Raw genomic sequence first — 17,471 nt, forward strand, 5'->3', positions numbered from 1 at the left:
CACCTGGAATGGAGATTGGCAACGCCCGCCGCCAACGGGCTCGCGTCTAGGCCACCATCTCCGCCAACCCCTCCCCGCGAGGCGAAGGAGAACGGGGCAGGCGGGAAGGGCGGTTGAGCGGCAACCGTCGGTAATCGCTACTGCAGAATGCCGAGCAGATTGGAGAAGCTGTCGGTCCATACGGGAAAAGCGGGGCGTGGAACGAGCTTGTCACCGCCGTGGAAGGCTTTCGACAGTTGCGCGGCGCGCTCGGCGGGAAGCAGCAGCACCCATACCGAATGGCGGCAGAAGCGGTCGCCTGCGGCGGGATCGAGGTCGAAGATCAGCGCGCTGACGCCGAGCTGCTCGGCGGCGGCAGCGATCACCGGCCGCAGGTCGAGGTAGCGGTTGGTGATATGCACGGCCAGCACGCCGTCGCTTTTCAGGTGCCGGCGATAGGCCTGCATCGCCTCGAGGGTCAGCAGGTGGGTGGGGATCGAATCTCCGGAAAAAGCGTCGATGGCCAGGAGGTCGAAATTCTGGGCGGGCTCGCGTTCGAGCATCAGGCGGCCGTCGCCGAGCACCGGAACGATCGTCGCCTTGCTATCGCCGAGGTAGCTGAACTCGTTGCGCGCGAGATCGAGCACCTGCTCGTTGATTTCGTACATGCGCATTTCGTCGCCGCTGCGGCCATAGGTGGCAAGGGTACCGGCGCCGAGGCCGAGGATGCCGATCTTGAGTGGCTTCTTGCCGGCGATGGCACGCAGCGCCTGACCGACTCCAGAGCTCTCGCAGTAGTACGCAGTCGGCTGCCGGCGGTGCTCGGCGGCAAGATACTGCTCGCCGTGATTGATGCGCCCGTGCAGGATCCGGCGCTTTATGCCGAGCGCTTCCTCGTCGACGTCGTCGACGCGCAGCTGGCCATAGAAGTTGCGCACCACGACGCGGTAGTTCTGGACGTAATCGATGGCGATGCCACCGAGCCGGTAAGCGTAGGCCAGCAGCGCCACGACGAGCAGGACGCGCCGGATCAGTCGCAGCTCACGCCAGAGAACGATGGTCACCAGCAGGGCGCAGAGAAAGAGCCCGATCGGCAGTTCGAAATAGGCATTGAAGATCGCCGGCGCCAGCAGACCGACGAAGGTGCCGCCGAGCGCGCCGCCAATCGACAGCATCAGGTAGAACAGGGTCAGATGGCGAACCGGTGGCCGGCGCCTGACCAGCTCGCCGTGACAGACCATGCAGAAGACGAACAGCGAAAGGCACATCAAGGTGACCAGCAGCGGCACCTCCATGCCGCCGCCATCGAGCACGCGGTCAAGAACCACGAAGGCAATCGGCAGCGCGACCAGAAAACCCGGTCGATAGTAGTAACGCGGGGCGTCGAAGCAGAGGATGAAGCTGAGCAGGTAGATGCTCAGCGGCACGACCCACAGGAAGGGCACCGGCGCGACGTCCTGCGTCAGGTGGCGGGTCATCGCCAGCAGCAGCAGCGACGCCGTCATCGCCAGGCCGATCCAGAGCAGGCACTCGCCAAGGGGCGGTCGTGGTACCGGCTCGCTGCTCACCTTCAGCACCTCGCGCTCGCTGGACACGCCCTTCCAAGACTGCCAGGCGCTGCCCAGGCAGGCGACGACGAACAGGGCGTACGCGGCCGACCAGGCCATGGCCTGATCGTGCACCCGAAAATACGGTTCGACGAGAACCGGGTAACTGAGCAGCGCGATCATCGACGCCAGGTTCGACAGCGCGTACAGGCGATAGGGCATGGCACTGGCAAAGCTGCGTGCATACCAGGCCTGCATCAACGGACCGGTGGTCGACAGCAGCAGATAGGGCATACCCACGGCCGCAGCGAGCACCACCAGCACGTTCCACGTCGGGTTGGCGAAAGCAACGTCCTTCAACGCCGGGTCGGCGATGACCGGCAGCGTCGCCAGACTGAGCAGCAAGAGGACGCAGTGGACGACATTCTGTCGTCGCGGCGAAAGCGACTCGTGCAGCAGATGGACGTACAGATAGCCGAGCAGCAGTTCGGCCTGGAAGAAAACCAGGCAGGTGCTCCACACCGAAGACGAACCGCCGAACCACGGCAGAATCATCTTGGCAATGATCGGCTGGATCTGGAAGAGCAGAAAGGCCGACAGGAAAACGGTGATCGCGAAGCTGAGCATCAGGACATCCTAAGGGAAGACGATAGAGCGTCGGCACCCAGCGGCGAGACCGGTGTGCCTCTCACGCCCTGCGGCGGCACCAGGGGTGCCGATCGGAAAGGTCGGCGGTTCTCCCCGTTTCGCTGCCAGCCGGCGGGGTGTTCAGGACTTTCCGCTGCCGCTTTCCGGCGTCGCGGGTGCAGCGTGCCAGGCGTCGGGCGGAACGACCAGATTGTTGGCGGGCTGCGCGTTGAAATGTGGCGACATGATCTGCACGCCGTAGGTGTTGAATTGATCCTGGATATTGGCGTGCAAGGCGGAGAGGACCGGAATCCGCTCGAGCGGCTTGTCCATGTGCGCGAAGAGCTCGTATTCGACGTACCAGTCGGCCAGCCCTTTCTGATAGACAAACGGCGTCGGAACAGGCCGCAAGCCTGGCGTCTGCTTGGCGGCGGCGATGAGCATCGCGTGCACCTGCCGCCACGGCGTGTCGTAGCCGATGGTCACCTTGGTCGACACCAGCGTGCCACGCTCACCGGCCAGCCGGGAAAAGTTGCGGATCGGGTTGCCGACCAGCACCGCGTTGGGAATGGTGATCTCCTCGTTGCGCATGTTGATGATCTTGGTGGACAGCACGCCGACCTGGCTGACCACGCCGGCGTTGTCACCGATCTCGACGAAGTCGCCGACCGACAGCGCGCGTGCATAGACCAGCACCAGGCCACTCATCAACTGGTTGACGATGCCGGCAGAACCGAGCGTGAACATGAAGCCGAGCATCACCGACAAGCCCTTGAAAGCGTCGCTGTTGGACATCGGAATGAAGGGGTAGGCGATGGCGATGCCCAGCCCCCAGACGATGACGGTCACCAGGCGGTGAGTGGCGCTGACCGTATCCGAGTGCAGGCCGGGTGCATGCACCCGGCCGTCCTTGGCAGCCTGGAAGAAGTTGCCGATAGCGTCGTTGGCGGCCTTGGTCATGAACAGGATGACCACCACCGTGGTCAGCGATGGCATGGCGCCGATGAAACTCGTGCCGATGGTCTCCAGCAGGTCGAGAAGGAAGTCGCCGAGGCGCTCACCGAGAGGCTCGGTGAGCGGAAAGCGCGCCAGCACGTAGGTCAACCACAGGTAGGCGACGCTCAACCATAGAAAACCCATGAACAGCTGCGATATTCGCTGCACCAGCAACCAGCCGTGCCGTGCCCAGCGCAACTTGCTACCGGCATCTTCCTCTTCGATGATTCGTTGCAGACGGCCGACCAGCAGCCGCGTCGCACGAGCGATCAACCAGAGCAACGCAAAGGCGATCACCGTCGCCGCCACAGACAAGCCAACTCCCTTGAGCAGGACTTCGGGGCGACGCTGCGTGGCGTCCGCCAGCAGTGCAGCGCTGAGCGCCTCGCGCGCACGCTCGGCGGCCTGCTCCAGGGTGAGTTTCTCCTGCGGGTCCAGGTCTCCGTCGACCAGGGCAAAGAGAATATTGTCGTTATTGGTCAGGGTGATGCCACGCCCACCGTCAAAGCTGAAAGGCGTCAAACTAATCTCTTGCACCATCTGGGCCGGCGTCAGCTGGTCGATGCGCTGCTCGGATTTTCGTGCGCGTGCGACCGGTGGGGCGCCGAGGAAGGTCGCCCGAAAGGTGACGATCGGCCGGAAATTATGGAGCAGGATCGCCTCCCCCGCTTGCACCTGCTCCGCGGGCGGAGCGACCACGGTCGCTCCGGCCATGAAGGACCAGCAGGCCAGCAGGAAGAATGACAGCGCCGCGGCGAGCTTCGAGAAGGCACGGGTGGATGTCACGGGGGAACTCCAGTCAGCAGCATGGGGAGGCTGCGATTATACGACTGGAAGACGCTGTTATGACTACGGAAATACCTTGTCAGGCCATCCGCAAGTGGGCGGGCAACCCGGCCCTGATCTGCCCGGGACTGCCCTTTCGCCGCCTACGCCGTGCCACCAACGGTCAGCCCGTCGATGCGCAGCGTCGGCTGGCCGACACCCACCGGCACGCTCTGCCCTTCCTTGCCGCAGGTGCCGACACCGGGGTCGAGGCACATGTCGTTGCCGATCATCGACACCCGGTTCATGGCCTCCGGGCCGCTGCCGATCAGGGTTGCGCCTTTTACCGGACGGCCAATCTTTCCGTTCTCGATCAGATAGGCTTCGGACATCGAAAAAACGAACTTGCCGTTGGTGATATCGACCTGGCCGCCACCGAAATTGACCGCGTAGATCCCCTTCTTGACCGACTTTATGATCTCCTCGGGACTCTTGTCGCCGTTCAGCAGGGTGGTGTTGGTCATGCGCGGCAAGGGCAGGTGCGCGAAGGATTCGCGACGGCCGTTGCCGGTCGGCGCGACGCCGCTCAGACGCGCGTTGAGGCCGTCCTGCATGTAGCCCTTGAGAATGCCGTCTTCGATGAGCACCGTGCGCTGCGTCGGATTGCCTTCGTCGTCGATGGTCAGCGACCCGCGGCGGTCGGGAAGCGTACCGTCGTCGATCACGGTGACGCCCTTCGACGCCACCCGACTGCCGATACGGCCGGCAAAGGTCGAGCTGCCCTTGCGATTGAAGTCGCCTTCGAGGCCATGCCCGACTGCCTCGTGGAGCAGGATGCCGGGCCATCCGGGGCCGAGGACGACCGACATCGTGCCGGCCGGCGCCGGCTGGGCGACGAGGTTGGTCACCGCCTGATGGACCGCTTCACGCGCGTAGCCGTGCAGGACGTCGTCTGTAAAGCAGCTGTAGTCGGTGCGCCCACCACCGCCGGCGGAACCCTGTTCGCGCTGACCGTTCTCGTCGACGATGACCGTCAGCGAAACCCTCACCAGCGGCCGGATGTCGGCGGCCAGCCGACCATCGCTGCCGGCGACGAGAATCACCTCGTATTCTCCCGCGAGATGCGCCATCACCTGCGTCACGCGGCTGTCCTCGGCGCGCGCGAGCGCTTCCAGCCGTTCGAGCAGCTTGACCTTGCTCGCCGCGTCGAGCGACGCCAGAGGGTCGTGCGGCACGTAAAGGGCGCGCGGCGCGCGGCCTTTCTTCAGCGCCGGAACGCGTTGCTGCTCGCCGACGGCGGCAATCGCACGCACCGTCGCGGCAGCGTCAGCGAGCGCCTGCGAGCTGATGTCGTCCGAGTAGGCAAAAGCGGTTTTCTCGCCGGCCATGGCACGCACGCCGACGCCTTCGTCGATGCTGAAACTGCCCGACTTGACGATTCCTTCTTCCAGGCTCCAGGCCTCGGAGCGGCTGTACTGGAAATAGAGGTCGGCGTAGTCGACCTGGTGCGACATGATCTGGCCAAAGACCTTGTTCAGGTCGGCGACGTCAAGACCGTAGGGGGTGAGCAGGGTTTTCTGGGCCTGCACGAGAAGCGTGGGTTGTTTGGCGTTCATCGGATTTCCGTTAATGCTGCGGTTGGCGCGGCGCGGCGGCCGGCATGACTACATGACGCGGTGTTTGAGCGCCGGCAGGTTGGCGCGGACCGAGTCCAGGCGGTCACGTTCGAGTGTGCCGACGACGACTCCCGGCCCTTTCAGCTTGCGATCGAGGATCTCGCCCCAGGGATCGATCAGCATGCTGTTGCCGTGCGTTTCGCGGCCGTTCTCGTGCCGGCCACCTTGCGCAACAGCCAGCACGTAGCACTGATTCTCGATCGCCCGGGCGCGCAGCAATATCTCCCAGTGCGCCCGCCCGGTGGTTTCGGTAAAGGCCGCCGGAACGACCAGTAGCTCTGTGACCCCAAGCGCGCGATAAAGCTCCGGGAACCTGAGGTCGTAGCAGATCGACAAACCGACGCGGCCAAAAGGCGTGGCGAAGGCGACCGGCTGCCTGCCGGCCTGGATGGTCACGCTTTCGTCGTAGGCCTCGGCCCCCTGCCGGAAGCCGAAGAGGTGGATCTTGTCGTAGCGCGCGACCCGCTGACCGTGTGGATTGTACGCGACGCTGGAGTTGAGCACCTTGTCCGGGCTGTCGGCAGACAAGGGCAAGGAGCCGCCGATCAGCCAGATGCCGTGCTCGCGCGCGCTGGCGGCGAGGAAATCCTGGATCGGGCCGCTGCCGTCGTGCTCGCGTACGCCGACCTTGTCGCTATCGCTCATGCCCATGATCGCGAAGTACTCGGGCAGGGCCACCAGCTCGGCGCCCAGCGCGACGGCCTCGGCGATACGCGCCGCCGCCGTGCGCAGGTTCTCGTCGACTCGCGGCGTGGACACCATCTGTACTGCCGCGACACACAGACTGGACGCGGCCGGCTGCCGGTCGTCCGCGCGCGCCTGGCTGGCTGGCTTCATGGGATACTCCGAAGAATGGGTTGGGGAGGGCGAAATCTGCTCACTGCGTGGAGTTTGCCGGCGGCGCTGGCGTCGGTGTGGCGGTGATTCTCTCGACTTTGGGATCATCCCACTTGCCGGTAACCAGATACTCGAAACTGAACATCTTGTTCAAGGGATTCTGCAGAAACTTGTTCGCCAACAGCGCGGCCATGCCGGCAAGCGGGTTGATCACCGCCACCCCGAGGGCGGCGCTACTGCTCAACTCCGGTTGAACGCTGACATTCAGGCGCTGCGTTTCCTTCTTCAGGTCGGTTTCTCCACGCATCAGGACGCGCGCCGCCGGGCCATCGATCTGCAGCTGGTCGGTGCTCATCACTCCGTCTTTCACCGTCATCCTGCCGCTGATGGTGTCGAAGGCGAAACCTTCGCTGAAGACATCGCCGAAATCAAGCGTGAAGCGGCGCGGCAAGCCCTGCAGGCTGATCAGGCCAAGGAGTTTGCCGGCAGCGCCAGGGTCAAGCTTGAGGAACTCGCCTTTGCGTGCCTCAAGCTGCAAGTCGCCGTTGAGCGTCGCGTAGTCGAGCCCCTCCGGGGGCCCGTTCCAGCCAAGCTTCCCTTTCATGCGCGTGCTGCCGGCACGCACGCTGCCAGGATAGCCGAGGCGATCGAGCAGCTTGCCGACGTCGCTGCTGTCGAGGGCGAAATCGAGCTGGGTGCGATTGCCGTTGGCGACCTGCCACTGGCCGCTGGCGGAAAATTTCGCCACCGGGTTGAGCAGCTCGACTCTATCGAGCCGCCAGATACCGCCATCGTTATGGGCCTGCACGTCGAGGCGACCGAAGCGGCGAACGCCAACCTCGAATTCGTCAACCACGATATCGAGCGCCGGCAACTTCTGCAGGGCGTCGCCCGACTGAACGGGTTCGATCGACCGCTCGTCCTTGCCCGGCAGCTGCCATTTTTTCAGACGCGCGCTCAGCTTGCCGGTACCCGCACCGTCCCATTGCAGGGCACCCGTCGCTTCGCGCGACAGCAGGCTGGCAACCCAGCGCGGATGCTCGCCGGAAAGCGCCAGCGTGACGTCGCTGTAGCGCCAACCCGAAACGACCACCTGGCCCGCTTTAAGCTCGACCAGGACCGGCAGGCCGCCGGCCGATGCGCCCTCGGAAGCCGCGTCAACGCCCGCCCCCGGCTCGACGACCGGCGTATCCTTTCCGGGGCCGGCGAGGACCTTGCGCCAGGTGTCAATATCGAGCAGCTGGGTGCTGATCCCGACGTTGATGCCCCGTTCCGGCAGCACCTTCATCGGCCTGCCGATGGCGATCGCCGCACGTTCGAGCGAATGCCGGCCGTCCTGTTGGCGGTGGATCAGGTGCAGGTTGAGCACGCTGCCGAGCGCCACGCGCAGCTGCTCACGCACGATAGGTAGCGCTTTGCCGGCCTGTACTGGTGGCAGGACGCTATTGTCGAGATGCAGGCGCATCGGCTCGCCACGACTCTTGGCGAAGGGAGCCGGCAGCGTCGACGCGATATCGAGCAGATCCGACTCGAGCACCAGTTCGACGTTGCGCTTCCTGACCTGGATCTGGGCATTGTAAGCAGCGCTTCCGGAGAGCTGGGCGAGCAGTGGCCAGCTGGCCAGTCCACGCAATCCGTTGACGTCGACGCTTCCATCGACGTCAACCCGCACCTTGCCGTTGTCCGCACCGCCCTTGATCTTCACCGGGCCACCCGCCAGTTTCGCCTTGATCTCGGGAATGCGCAGATCGTGGGCGGTGAACTGCAGGCGACCATTGACCTCGTGCAAGGGCGGCAGGGCCGGATCGACGCTGACCTCGTTGCCCAGGAAGACGTACTCCGCATCGATCTTCGACTCGCCGAGCCGCGCCTCTTCGAGAGGAATCACCAGCCCGATATCGAGACGCCCCTTGCCGCTGGCGCGCATGGCATCGGAAAAATGGTCGATGCGCTCGGCGACCGGGCTGTCGACGATGAACTTGAGGAACTGCGCCGTATCGCCCTCGGCGCGCCCCTGCACTTTCAAGGTCGACACCGGCGCGTCGAAATCTGGAATTTCGGCCCGCGTCTGCGCCAGGCTGGCGCCGAGGATGGCGCCGCGGCGTACGTCGACCAGCATGCCATTGCCCGCGAAGCGCAGATCCGCGTCGAGGCCGGTAATCTCTGGCCAACCGTTGCCATAGTCGAGCGTCACGCCCTGCGCCTTGACGGTCACCAGAAACTGGCCCTGAGTGTGGTCGACAAACGGGAAGTTGGCCAGATTGCCCTTGAGGACCAGCTTGGCCTCGCTGGCACTTCCCGCCTTCAGTGCGTCGCGAACCCAGTGGCGAGCGTCGCGATTCAGCACCAGCGGCAGGTACCGCCAGACGGCGCGCGCGTCGGCGCGGGTGAGTGCAGCGCTGAGGTCGATGCTGCCCGGCCCATCGCCGCGGTAGCGGTAAGTTCCCTTTGCCGAACCGGTCGCGTCCGGCCCGGAGAATTCTGCGCGCAGCAACTCGGCCTCGAGCACGCCCTGGTTGATCTTCCAGCGCGCCTGTGCGTTCAGCTTGCCCAGGCGCATCGACGAGTCCGGCAGGACGCTGGGCAGATCGATTTCCGCGTTCCCCGAACCCAAGGTCGCGCTGCCGCCCCGCTCATTGGCATCAACAACTCCGGACAGCCCGGAAACCCCTGGAAACGAATCCTTGGCGCGCACGGCAAGCGCGTCAAAATGGGCTTTCAGCGAATAGCTGTGCAGCCGTTCGGCGTCACCGACCCAGGCCGCACGCAATTGGCTGACGCGGCCACGCGGCGCATAGTCGGCGAGCAGCTGCCGCGATCCGGCGTCCAGCGGCAGGTAGCGGGCCAGGCTGGCGAGCGCAGTCAGTTCGAGAACGCTGGCAGTAAGCCTGCCGCGCAACGCGCCGCCGTCTGGGGCGCGCTGCCAGTCAACGTGAAAATCGGTCGGTGCGAGGCGGATGAACTCGTCCGCGCGGGCGCCCTTGCCTTTGCGCTCCTCGGTGAGCAGCTCCACGCGAGACCCGTCGACGCTCATCCCGGTCGCCGATAGACGCGCAGAGATACGGCCGGAGAGCTGTTCCAGCTCGAGCGCGGGGAGGTCGTTCGCCAGGCGCAGATTGACGTCGTCGAGCGCCAGATCGGCCGTCAGCGCGTCGAGCTTGCCTGCGGTGAAGCCGACCCAGGCGCGCATTGCGCCGCGGCCGTGCTGGAGGACGATCGGGTAGTCGATCCACGTCCGCCAGACGGCGAGGTCGGCATAGTCGATCTGGACGAAGGCCTGGCCATTCCAGGCCTCGAGCTCGCCGAGATGCTGGCCGCGAAAATCCCCACGCAGGTCGATCGCGGCTGCCAGTGCGGGCGGCGGCAAGGCAGTCAGAGCGAAGCGGTGGTGGTGAGCGTCGTTGTCGAGCGCAAAATTGACGGCTTCGAGAATCAGCGGCGGCGCCTCGCGCTTGGCGTCCTCCCAGGCGACCGTCGCGCCGCGGACGCGGATCTCCTTTTGCGCCAGTATCCAGTCACCAACGGCATTGTCGCCTCCGGCGTCGGCGAGTGCGATCCCGGCGACGAAAAAGCGTCCGTCGCTATCCCGACGCAGATGCAGGGTCGGCTCGTCGATCTGCAGCAAGCGCAGACGCAGCGCCAGGCGCGGTAGCGAAGACCAGGAGAGGACGCCATGAATCCGTGGCAAGGCCAGGGCCGGCTGTCCCTTGCTATCGGCGATAATCACATCGGAGAGGAGCAGATCGGGATGGATTCCGTCCCAGCTGGCCGCAATTTGTCCGACGCTGACCGACAGGCCGATCGCCTGGCTGACCTGCTCCTCGATGTCGACTCGGTAGGCTTCGATGTTCGGCAGGATCAGGTAGCGCAGCGCCAGAATCAGCAGCACGAAGGCAAAATAGGCGAGCCAGAAAACGCGTACCAGAAGGCGCCAGATGCGGCCCGTTGCCGAATGCGAGAGCAGCGGCATCAGCAAATGAAGGCGATGATAGAGCGCTGGGCGCAGTTCGTCCTGGCGCATCAGGCCTGATCGTCGCGTACGGAGTTTTGCCAATAGCCGCCGGGCATCACTAGAATGTCGGGAGCGCTAGACAATGGCGAGGGAAGTCCGCGCTGCAGCGCGCACGCAGGATGCTGCGGGCGATTGACCGAATGGGCGCGGGGCAGCGCTGCTGTGCATGCGCATGGTGATGTCCAGGAAGAAAAATGGCAGCCAGGTTGTCGGCGAGCGACTGCTGTTTTCAGCTTCAAGCCGGCATTGTAACGGCTTTGCCCCTGTTCCCCGGCGCCAGGCACAGCGACCCCGCGCAACACTCAATTTACCGAGAACATCATGGATCCGACCATAGAATCCTCCAGCAAGTGCCCGGCGCCATTGGCAAGCGCGCTGCAGGCAGCGCAGAAACACAGTCATTACCTGCGCAATCTGCTCGCCGCCCGCCCCGAAATAGGTGCCTGGCTGGAAGCGCACGCAGCGCAGGCGCTCGGCGTCGAGCAGATGAATGACTTTCTCAACGGCGCTGCGGCGAGTGGTTCGCCTGCGACGACTGGCGATGAGCCGCTGAAAAGTGCCCTGCGCGGCCTCCGTCAGCGGGTAATGGCGGCGCTGGTGGTGCGCGACGTCGGCGGTCTGGCGACGCTCGCCGAAGTCGTCGAAAGCATGACCGTGCTCGCCGAAATCAGCACCAATCGCGCCCTCGATTTCCATCATCGGCAGCTCTGCGAGCAGTTTGGCGAGCCGCTCGACAGTCACGGGCAGGCACAACGGCTGCTGGTCATCGGCATGGGCAAGCTCGGCGGACGCGAGCTCAACGTCTCGTCCGACGTCGATTACATCTTCATCTACCCGGAGGATGGGCAGACCGCCGGCGAAGGCCGCCGGATCGACAACTACGACTTCTTCCAGCGCCTCGGCAAGCGCCTGATCGGCACTCTCGGCGAGCTCACCGAGGATGGCCGGGTTTTCCGGGTCGACATGCGGTTGCGCCCGAACGGCGATTCCGGACCGCTGGTCTGCTCGTTGGACTCGCTCGAACACTACCTGATCGCGCAAGGCCGCGAGTGGGAACGCTACGCCTGGATCAAGGCCAGGGTCTTGAACCACGGCGAGAATCTGCAGCCGCAGTGGGTGAGCGCGCTACAGAACATCTGTCGCCCTTTCGTTTTTCGCAAGTATCTCGACTTTGGCGCCATCAATGCCATGCGCGATCTGCACGCGCAGATTCGCCGCGAGGTGGCGCGCAAGGAAATGGCCGAGCATATCAAGCTCGGCCCGGGTGGCATCCGCGAAATCGAGTTCATCGCCCAGGTCTTCCAGTTGATCCGTGGGGGCCGCGATCCCGTCCTGCAAACAAAACCAACCCTCGAGGTCTTGGCGCTGCTTGCCGAACGCCGCCTGCTGCCCGCCGACAACGAACACGAACTCGCCGCTGCCTACACTTTCCTGCGCCGCCTCGAACACCGCCTGCAATACGTCAACGACGCCCAGACGCACCGCCTTCCGGGAACCGAAGAGGAACGCCAGCAAATCGCCAGCTCGCTGAGCTTTGCCGACTGGAGCGCGTTCGTCGCCGTTCTCGACGAGCATCGGGCAATCGTTTCCCGCTGTTTCGAAGCCGTCTTTTCCGAACCGGAGGAAGGCACCCACCCGCTTCTCGGCATCTGGGAAGAAGTCGTCGCCGGCGACGATGGGCTCGAACGTTTGTCCAGCCTCGGCTTTCGCCAGCCGAAAGCAATTCTCGAACGCCTGCACGGTTTCCGCCAAAGCAGTCGCTACGCGCAGCTGCCGGCGCCCAACCGCGAGCGCCTCGACGCTCTCGGGCCGCGCCTGATCGAAGCGGCGGCGGCCACCAGCAACCCCGACGCGACCTGGCAGCGCGGCCTCGACTTTCTCGAGACGATCAGCCGCCGAGGCGCCTATCTGGCGCTTCTGCAGCAGTACCCGCAAGCGCTCAGCCACCTCGCCGAACTGATCGGCAGTTCGTCCTGGGCCGCCGACTACCTGAACCGGCACCCGATCCTGCTCGACGAGCTGCTGGACTCGCAAATCTTTGACGTGAAGACCGATTGGCAGGAGTTTCGCGACGAACTGCAGCTGCGACTGGCCCAGCATCTCGACGATACCGAGCGCGAGATGGACATCCTGCGCGAGGTGCACCACGCGCAGGTCCTGCGCTTCCTGGCGCAGGATATCGCCGGCCTGCACACCGTTGAGCACCTGGCCGACCGGCTCAGCCAGCTTGCCGACATCCTGGTGCAGACGACGATGGATCTGTGCTGGCGGCGCTTGCGCGATCGCCATCCCCATCCCGAGCAGGCGCCGCGTTTCGCGGTCATTGCCTACGGCAAGCTCGGCGGCAAGGAGCTCGGCTTCGCCTCGGATCTCGACCTGATCTATCTGCACGACGACCCCGCGGACGGAGCGGGCGAAGTCTACGCGCGCCTGGGCCAGCGGATGAGCACCTGGATGTCGAGCCGTACCTCGGCCGGCATGCTCTTCGAGGTCGATCTGCGGCTGCGCCCGAACGGCGATTCGGGAATGCTGGTGTCGCCAATCAGCGCTTTCCGCGATTATCAGTTGAAAAACGCCTGGGCCTGGGAGCATCAGGCGCTGACCCGAGCCCGCTTCTGCGCCGGCGACCCGGCGGTCGGACAGCAGTTCGAAGCGCTGCGCATCGAAATCCTGCGCCAGCCGCGCGATCTGGCCAGGCTCAGGGAAGACGTGCTCTCGATGCGCCAGCGCATGTTCGACGAGCACGGCTCACGCAGCAAGGAAGACTTCGATATCAAGCACGACCGTGGCGGCCTGATCGACGCCGAGTTCATCGTCCAGTACCTGGTCCTCGGACACGCACACGCGCATGCCGAACTATGCGGCAACCTGGGCAATATCGCCCTGCTCGGGATCGCTGCCGAGCTGGGCCTGATCCCGGTCGAACTGGCCGACCCGGCGCGTGACGCGTATCGCGAGCTTCGCCGCTTGCAGCACGTTCTGCGGCTGAACGCGGACCGCCGGGCGCGCGTCGAGCGTGCTTCGGTGAGGCGTCAGATCGAAGCGGTCAGCGCACTGTGGCAGCGGGTCTTCGATGCGTCGTGAGCAGGCGCGGCGGGTGAGCCGCTGCGCCGGCACTGAACAGCAGCGCCAGCGCAGGCATGCGTAAACCGGCCACCGGAGGGCTGGTCTACTCGACCGACGGCGGCCGCATGTGCCCGTCCTGCCGCAGAGCGCTGGCCGGCTGCGTCTGCGCCGCGACGCGGGTGCCATCGCCTGGCCAGGGTGACGGCGGCGTGCGCGTCAGCCGCGAAAGCAAGGGGCGAGGCGGCAAGACAGTGACCCTGGTACGTGGGCTGATGCTCGACGCCGGTGATCTCGCGGCGCTGGCGAAACGCCTGAAGGCCGCCTGCGGAGCCGGTGGCACGGTCAAGGACGGCGTCGTCGAAGTGCAGGGGGATCATTGCGACCGTCTGCTCGAGCACCTCAGAAAGGAGGGTTTCGCAGCCAAGCGGACGGGCGGCTGAAACGCACGACTGCCAGTCGGCAGCCGCAGCCAGGGGCTGGCAAATCGACGGGAGGCGGTCATTGCCTGGCGGCGCCGACGACGTTCTGTGCCCAGTCCAGCGCCTCCAGCATCAGCGCCGCGACCTGCCTTGCGTCGAGCGCACACACGAGCGCGGCGGCGGCGATCTCCTCGGGCGATTTCGATTCGACGGCGATGGCCAGGGCCAGGGCATCGCGCATCGCGCCCGGCTCGCCCTGCAGCGCAGAGACGACGTCATCGGGCAGCGAAACCTGCTTGAGGATCTCGGCCAGCGGCTGTTTCATCATGACATCGAGCAGGGAAAACAGCCCGATCATGAACAGTTTGTCGGCCTCCTTCGGCAACTCGCCGCGTCCGGCCAGCCTTTCCATGAAGCGCGCGCGGGTCAGCGCATTCTCGTTCAGGACGCGCCCGACGTAACCCGGCTGATTCAGATCGAAAAGCAGCAGCGACAGCCAGCGCGAGAACTGGTCCCGGCCCAGAATCAGCAGCGCTTGCGGAATCTTGTCGATACGCCTGAGCATGCCGATCCCGGGCGAATTGATGTAGCGCAGGAGCTTGTAGGTCAGGATCGGATCGTTGCGCAGCCGATCGGCGATGTCGGCAAAATCGGCTCCCGAGCGAATCATGTTCAGGACTTCGAAAACCAGCAGCCGGTTGACTTCGCTCTTCGGCGGATGCCAGTTCTCACGGCTGCAAACGAAGGGCCCCATGAAATAATCGAAGCCGCTCTGATAGCAAAGACTGAAGTCGTCGGCGGTCTGGATCCTGCCGGCAATGACTCTCGGTTTGGCCTTGCTGGCGTGCAGATCGACGCACATCTTCTTCAACTGGATGCCGTCGAAAGCCGTGGTGTCGATCTCGACGATTGTCGCCTGCTCGAATAGATCGGCCATCCCGGGAAGCGGCCGATCAAGCGACCAGCCGTGCTTGACGCCAAGGTCCTGCAAGCGTCGCAGCGCCGTTCGCACGGCAGCGAGGTCACCCTCCACCGCCGTCGCTGGCGTAATCATGATGATCACATTGCGATTGGCGAAGGTGGGCAGGAGAAGGCTGCTCAGCGACGCCGATGACAAGCGGATAAAAGCAAAGCGATTGCCGAGAAGCGAAGAAACCGCCAGCGGCGAAAGGTTGTGCAGCAGGGCTTCGTCATGGACCTGACGCAGCTTCGCGCTTTTCTCCAGCATCGCCGATTGCAGGTTGCGCCCAAGGGCGAACTCGTAGCCGGCTATCTGTTCGTTGCGATCGAGCAGCTCTTCGCGGCAGACAAAGGACGTGACGCGCAGCGATTTGTCGGCTGCTTGCGGTCTTCCCGCCGACCTGAGGGGAGCCAGCGCGTCGAGCTGCTCGGCAGCGGTGTCCGACACGGAAGCCGGAGCAGGAGCAGGCGGGACAAGACCCAGCCAGCGCAGGACAGTCTTAAACACGGGCACTCCCCCTCAGCACTGATCACATTCAGCCCGGGCATTGGCGCGCCAGCCGTAGCGCCTGGCGGAGTTCCCGGTGGGCCACCGCCGTTTTACCATCGTTGACCGCTCCACCCCGAGCCGACGGCGCTTGCGAGCGCATCCATTGCGCATTTCTTGATTCCACATGCATGCGCAGCGCAAGCCAAGGACAGGGCGACTGCCAATGCCATGAGATTCTAGCACGTTGAAGTTTTCCGACTTCGCCCTGTGACGCCGGCGCAGCGAGTCCGACCGCGCCGTTCGCCTCAGGAGGCGCAGGGCCGACGCGAATCGACACGCCGCCAGCCCAACGCGGGAGGAGTCTCGCGAAGAGCTTCTTGACCATTCTAGACATACAGTCCAATATAGCGGCCAATGGAAACCGTTCGCTCACTCCCTCGCCGTCCGCGCGGTCGCCCCGCCCGCAATGGTCTTGATTATGCCGACACCCGCGCCTTGCTGATTCGCCGCGGGCTGGAAATCCTGACCACCCAGGGCGTCAGTGCAACGGCCCTCGACGATGTCCTGAAATCGATCAACGTGCCGAAGGGCTCCTTTTATCACTACTTCGAGAGCAAGGATGCTTTTGTCGCAGTGACCCTCGACGCCTACGCCGAGTACTTTGCACGCAAGCTCAAGCAACATTTTGACAACCCACTCCTGACACCGCTGACACGACTGGCAGCGTTTGTCGATGACGCCTGTCGCGGTGTCGAGAAACATGCCTTCACCCGCGGCTGCCTGGTCGGCAATCTGGGCCAGGAAGTCAGCGCACTCGACGAAAGCTTGCGCCTTCGCCTGGAAGCGGTTCTTGCCGACTGGGAGCGAGCCCTGGCGGCGTGCCTGTCCGGCGCAGCAAGCTGCGGCGAACTGACGGCAGACGCGGACTGTCCGGCGCTGGCGCACGCTTTCTGGGTTGGCTGGGAAGGAGCCATACTGCGCGCCAGGCTGACGCGCTCGACGGCGCCGATGCACGCATTCTTCAAGCTCTTCCTGGCGGCCCTGCCACGCCGCTGATATTTTTTACACGTATGGTTTTCTTATCCAATTTTCACCACCAAGGAGAAAGACGATGTTCAAGGGAATCCTGATTACCAAAGACGACGGCGTTTACCGGGCGCTACTGCAGGACATCGACGACGCCGTGCTGCCGGACGCCGACACCACCGTCCAGGTCGAGTGGTCTACGCTCAACTACAAGGACGGTCTGGCCCTGACCGGCAAGTCGCCGGTGGTTCGCCGCTTTCCGATGGTCCCCGGAATCGACTTTGCCGGCACCGTGATCGAGACTTCGAATCCGGCCTGGAAGGTCGGCGACCGTGTCGTTCTCAACGGTTGGGGCGTCGGCGAAACGCACTGCGGCGGCCTCGCCGCGAAGGCCCGCGTCAAGGGTGAATGGCTGGTACCGCTACCGGCAAGTTTCAGCGCGCGGCAGGCGATGGCCATCGGCACCGCCGGCTATACCGCGATGCTCTGCGTCCTCGCTCTCGAGAAGCACGGGATCAAGCCTGCCGACGGCGAAATTCTGGTCACCGGCGCCAACGGTGGTGTCGGCAGCGTGGCCATTGCCGTGCTCGCCAAGCTCGGCTATCAGGTGGCTGCCTCGACCGGCCGCCCCGACGAAGCCGAGCACCTCAAGGCCCTGGGCGCCAGCACGATCGTCGAGCGCAGTGAACTGTCGGCGCCGGGCAAGCCGATCGGCAAGGAACGCTGGGCGGGGGTGGTCGACACCGTCGGCAGCCATACGCTGGCCAACGCCTGCGCAACGACCAAGTACAGCGGCGCGGTGGCGGCCTGCGGCCTGGCCGGGGGAATGGACTTCCCGGCGACGGTGGCGCCTTTCATCCTGCGCGGTGTCACGCTCTACGGTATCGACAGCGTGATGGCTCCGCTGACCGTCCGCCAGGAAGCCTGGGAACGCCTCGGTCGCGATCTCGAAATCGCCAAGCTGGACTCCATTACGCGCGAAATCCCGCTTTCCGAGGCAGTTGCCGTCGGCGCCGAACTGCTCGCAGGCAAGGTGCGCGGACGGGTGGTGGTGGACGTCAGTCGGTAAAG

General features: G+C 64.7%; 10 protein-coding genes. 4 read left to right on the forward strand and 6 right to left on the reverse strand.

Going from position 1 to position 17,471, the window contains the following annotated elements:
- Positions 1-137: 137 nt before the first annotated feature.
- The 5 genes from QZ613_RS18170 to QZ613_RS18190 all read right to left on the reverse strand — a co-directional run bounded on the left by QZ613_RS18170 (position 138) and on the right by QZ613_RS18190 (position 10,448).
- Positions 138-2,153 (reverse strand): fused MFS/spermidine synthase, encoded by a 2,016-nt coding sequence (locus QZ613_RS18170; RefSeq protein WP_043562665.1) that lies wholly within the window; start codon positions 2,151-2,153, stop codon positions 138-140.
- A 141-nt stretch (positions 2,154-2,294) separates the two neighbouring features.
- The gene (locus tag QZ613_RS18175) at positions 2,295-3,935 is read right to left on the reverse strand and encodes a mechanosensitive ion channel domain-containing protein (RefSeq protein ID WP_291983454.1); all 1,641 of its coding nucleotides are present in this window, start codon (positions 3,933-3,935) and stop codon (positions 2,295-2,297) included.
- 143 nt (positions 3,936-4,078) lie between these two features.
- Complete coding sequence (gene tldD, locus QZ613_RS18180; protein ID WP_043562663.1) at positions 4,079-5,530, reverse strand: metalloprotease TldD; 1,452 nt, start codon at positions 5,528-5,530, stop codon at positions 4,079-4,081.
- Between the two features lie 48 nt (positions 5,531-5,578).
- The gene (locus tag QZ613_RS18185) at positions 5,579-6,427 is read right to left on the reverse strand and encodes a carbon-nitrogen hydrolase family protein (protein ID WP_043562660.1); all 849 of its coding nucleotides are present in this window, start codon (positions 6,425-6,427) and stop codon (positions 5,579-5,581) included.
- Positions 6,428-6,467: 40 nt separating this feature from the next.
- Entirely contained in the window at positions 6,468-10,448 is a 3,981-nt protein-coding gene (locus QZ613_RS18190) for a YhdP family protein (protein WP_291983456.1), read from the reverse strand.
- Between the two features lie 312 nt (positions 10,449-10,760).
- Here QZ613_RS18190 and glnE point away from each other — a divergent pair, with 312 nt between their 5' ends.
- Both glnE and QZ613_RS18200 read left to right on the forward strand, forming a co-directional pair.
- Positions 10,761-13,523 (forward strand): bifunctional [glutamate--ammonia ligase]-adenylyl-L-tyrosine phosphorylase/[glutamate--ammonia-ligase] adenylyltransferase, encoded by a 2,763-nt coding sequence (gene glnE, locus QZ613_RS18195; protein ID WP_043562657.1) that lies wholly within the window; start codon positions 10,761-10,763, stop codon positions 13,521-13,523.
- A gap of 56 nt (positions 13,524-13,579) precedes the next feature.
- Positions 13,580-13,945 (forward strand): translation initiation factor Sui1, encoded by a 366-nt coding sequence (locus QZ613_RS18200; RefSeq protein ID WP_043562655.1) that lies wholly within the window; start codon positions 13,580-13,582, stop codon positions 13,943-13,945.
- A gap of 58 nt (positions 13,946-14,003) precedes the next feature.
- Here the strand turns inward: QZ613_RS18200 and QZ613_RS18205 are convergent, their stop codons facing one another.
- Positions 14,004-15,392 carry an HDOD domain-containing protein gene (locus QZ613_RS18205; RefSeq protein ID WP_291868078.1) on the reverse strand — a complete coding sequence of 463 codons (1,389 nt, stop codon included), beginning with the start codon at positions 15,390-15,392 and terminating at the stop codon, positions 14,004-14,006.
- Positions 15,393-15,788: 396 nt separating this feature from the next.
- Between QZ613_RS18205 and QZ613_RS18210 the strand changes: the two genes are divergently transcribed.
- Both QZ613_RS18210 and QZ613_RS18215 read left to right on the forward strand, forming a co-directional pair.
- Entirely contained in the window at positions 15,789-16,430 is a 642-nt protein-coding gene (locus tag QZ613_RS18210) for a TetR/AcrR family transcriptional regulator (protein WP_291868074.1), read from the forward strand.
- Between the two features lie 55 nt (positions 16,431-16,485).
- A complete protein-coding gene (locus tag QZ613_RS18215; RefSeq protein WP_291868071.1) occupies positions 16,486-17,469 on the forward strand; it encodes an MDR family oxidoreductase in 984 nt (327 codons plus the stop codon).
- The last annotated feature ends 2 nt before the right edge of the window (positions 17,470-17,471 follow it).

The organism is Candidatus Accumulibacter sp. ACC005 (assembly GCF_907163215.1).
GTDB lineage: Bacteria > Pseudomonadota > Gammaproteobacteria > Burkholderiales > Rhodocyclaceae > Accumulibacter > Accumulibacter regalis.

Excerpts from the sequence above, each read along its gene's own strand:
- QZ613_RS18210 (WP_291868074.1), top strand. The coding sequence starts at position 15,789 with ATGGAAACCGTTCGCTCACTCCCTCGCCGTCCGCGCGGTCGCCCCGCC.
- tldD (WP_043562663.1), bottom strand. The coding sequence starts at position 5,530 with ATGAACGCCAAACAACCCACGCTTCTCGTGCAGGCCCAGAAAACCCTG.
- QZ613_RS18170 (WP_043562665.1), bottom strand. The coding sequence starts at position 2,153 with ATGCTCAGCTTCGCGATCACCGTTTTCCTGTCGGCCTTTCTGCTCTTC.
- QZ613_RS18200 (WP_043562655.1), top strand. The coding sequence starts at position 13,580 with ATGCGTAAACCGGCCACCGGAGGGCTGGTCTACTCGACCGACGGCGGC.
- QZ613_RS18215 (WP_291868071.1), top strand. The coding sequence starts at position 16,486 with ATGTTCAAGGGAATCCTGATTACCAAAGACGACGGCGTTTACCGGGCG.
- QZ613_RS18185 (WP_043562660.1), bottom strand. The coding sequence starts at position 6,427 with ATGAAGCCAGCCAGCCAGGCGCGCGCGGACGACCGGCAGCCGGCCGCG.
- glnE (WP_043562657.1), top strand. The coding sequence starts at position 10,761 with ATGGATCCGACCATAGAATCCTCCAGCAAGTGCCCGGCGCCATTGGCA.
- QZ613_RS18190 (WP_291983456.1), bottom strand. The coding sequence starts at position 10,448 with ATGCGCCAGGACGAACTGCGCCCAGCGCTCTATCATCGCCTTCATTTG.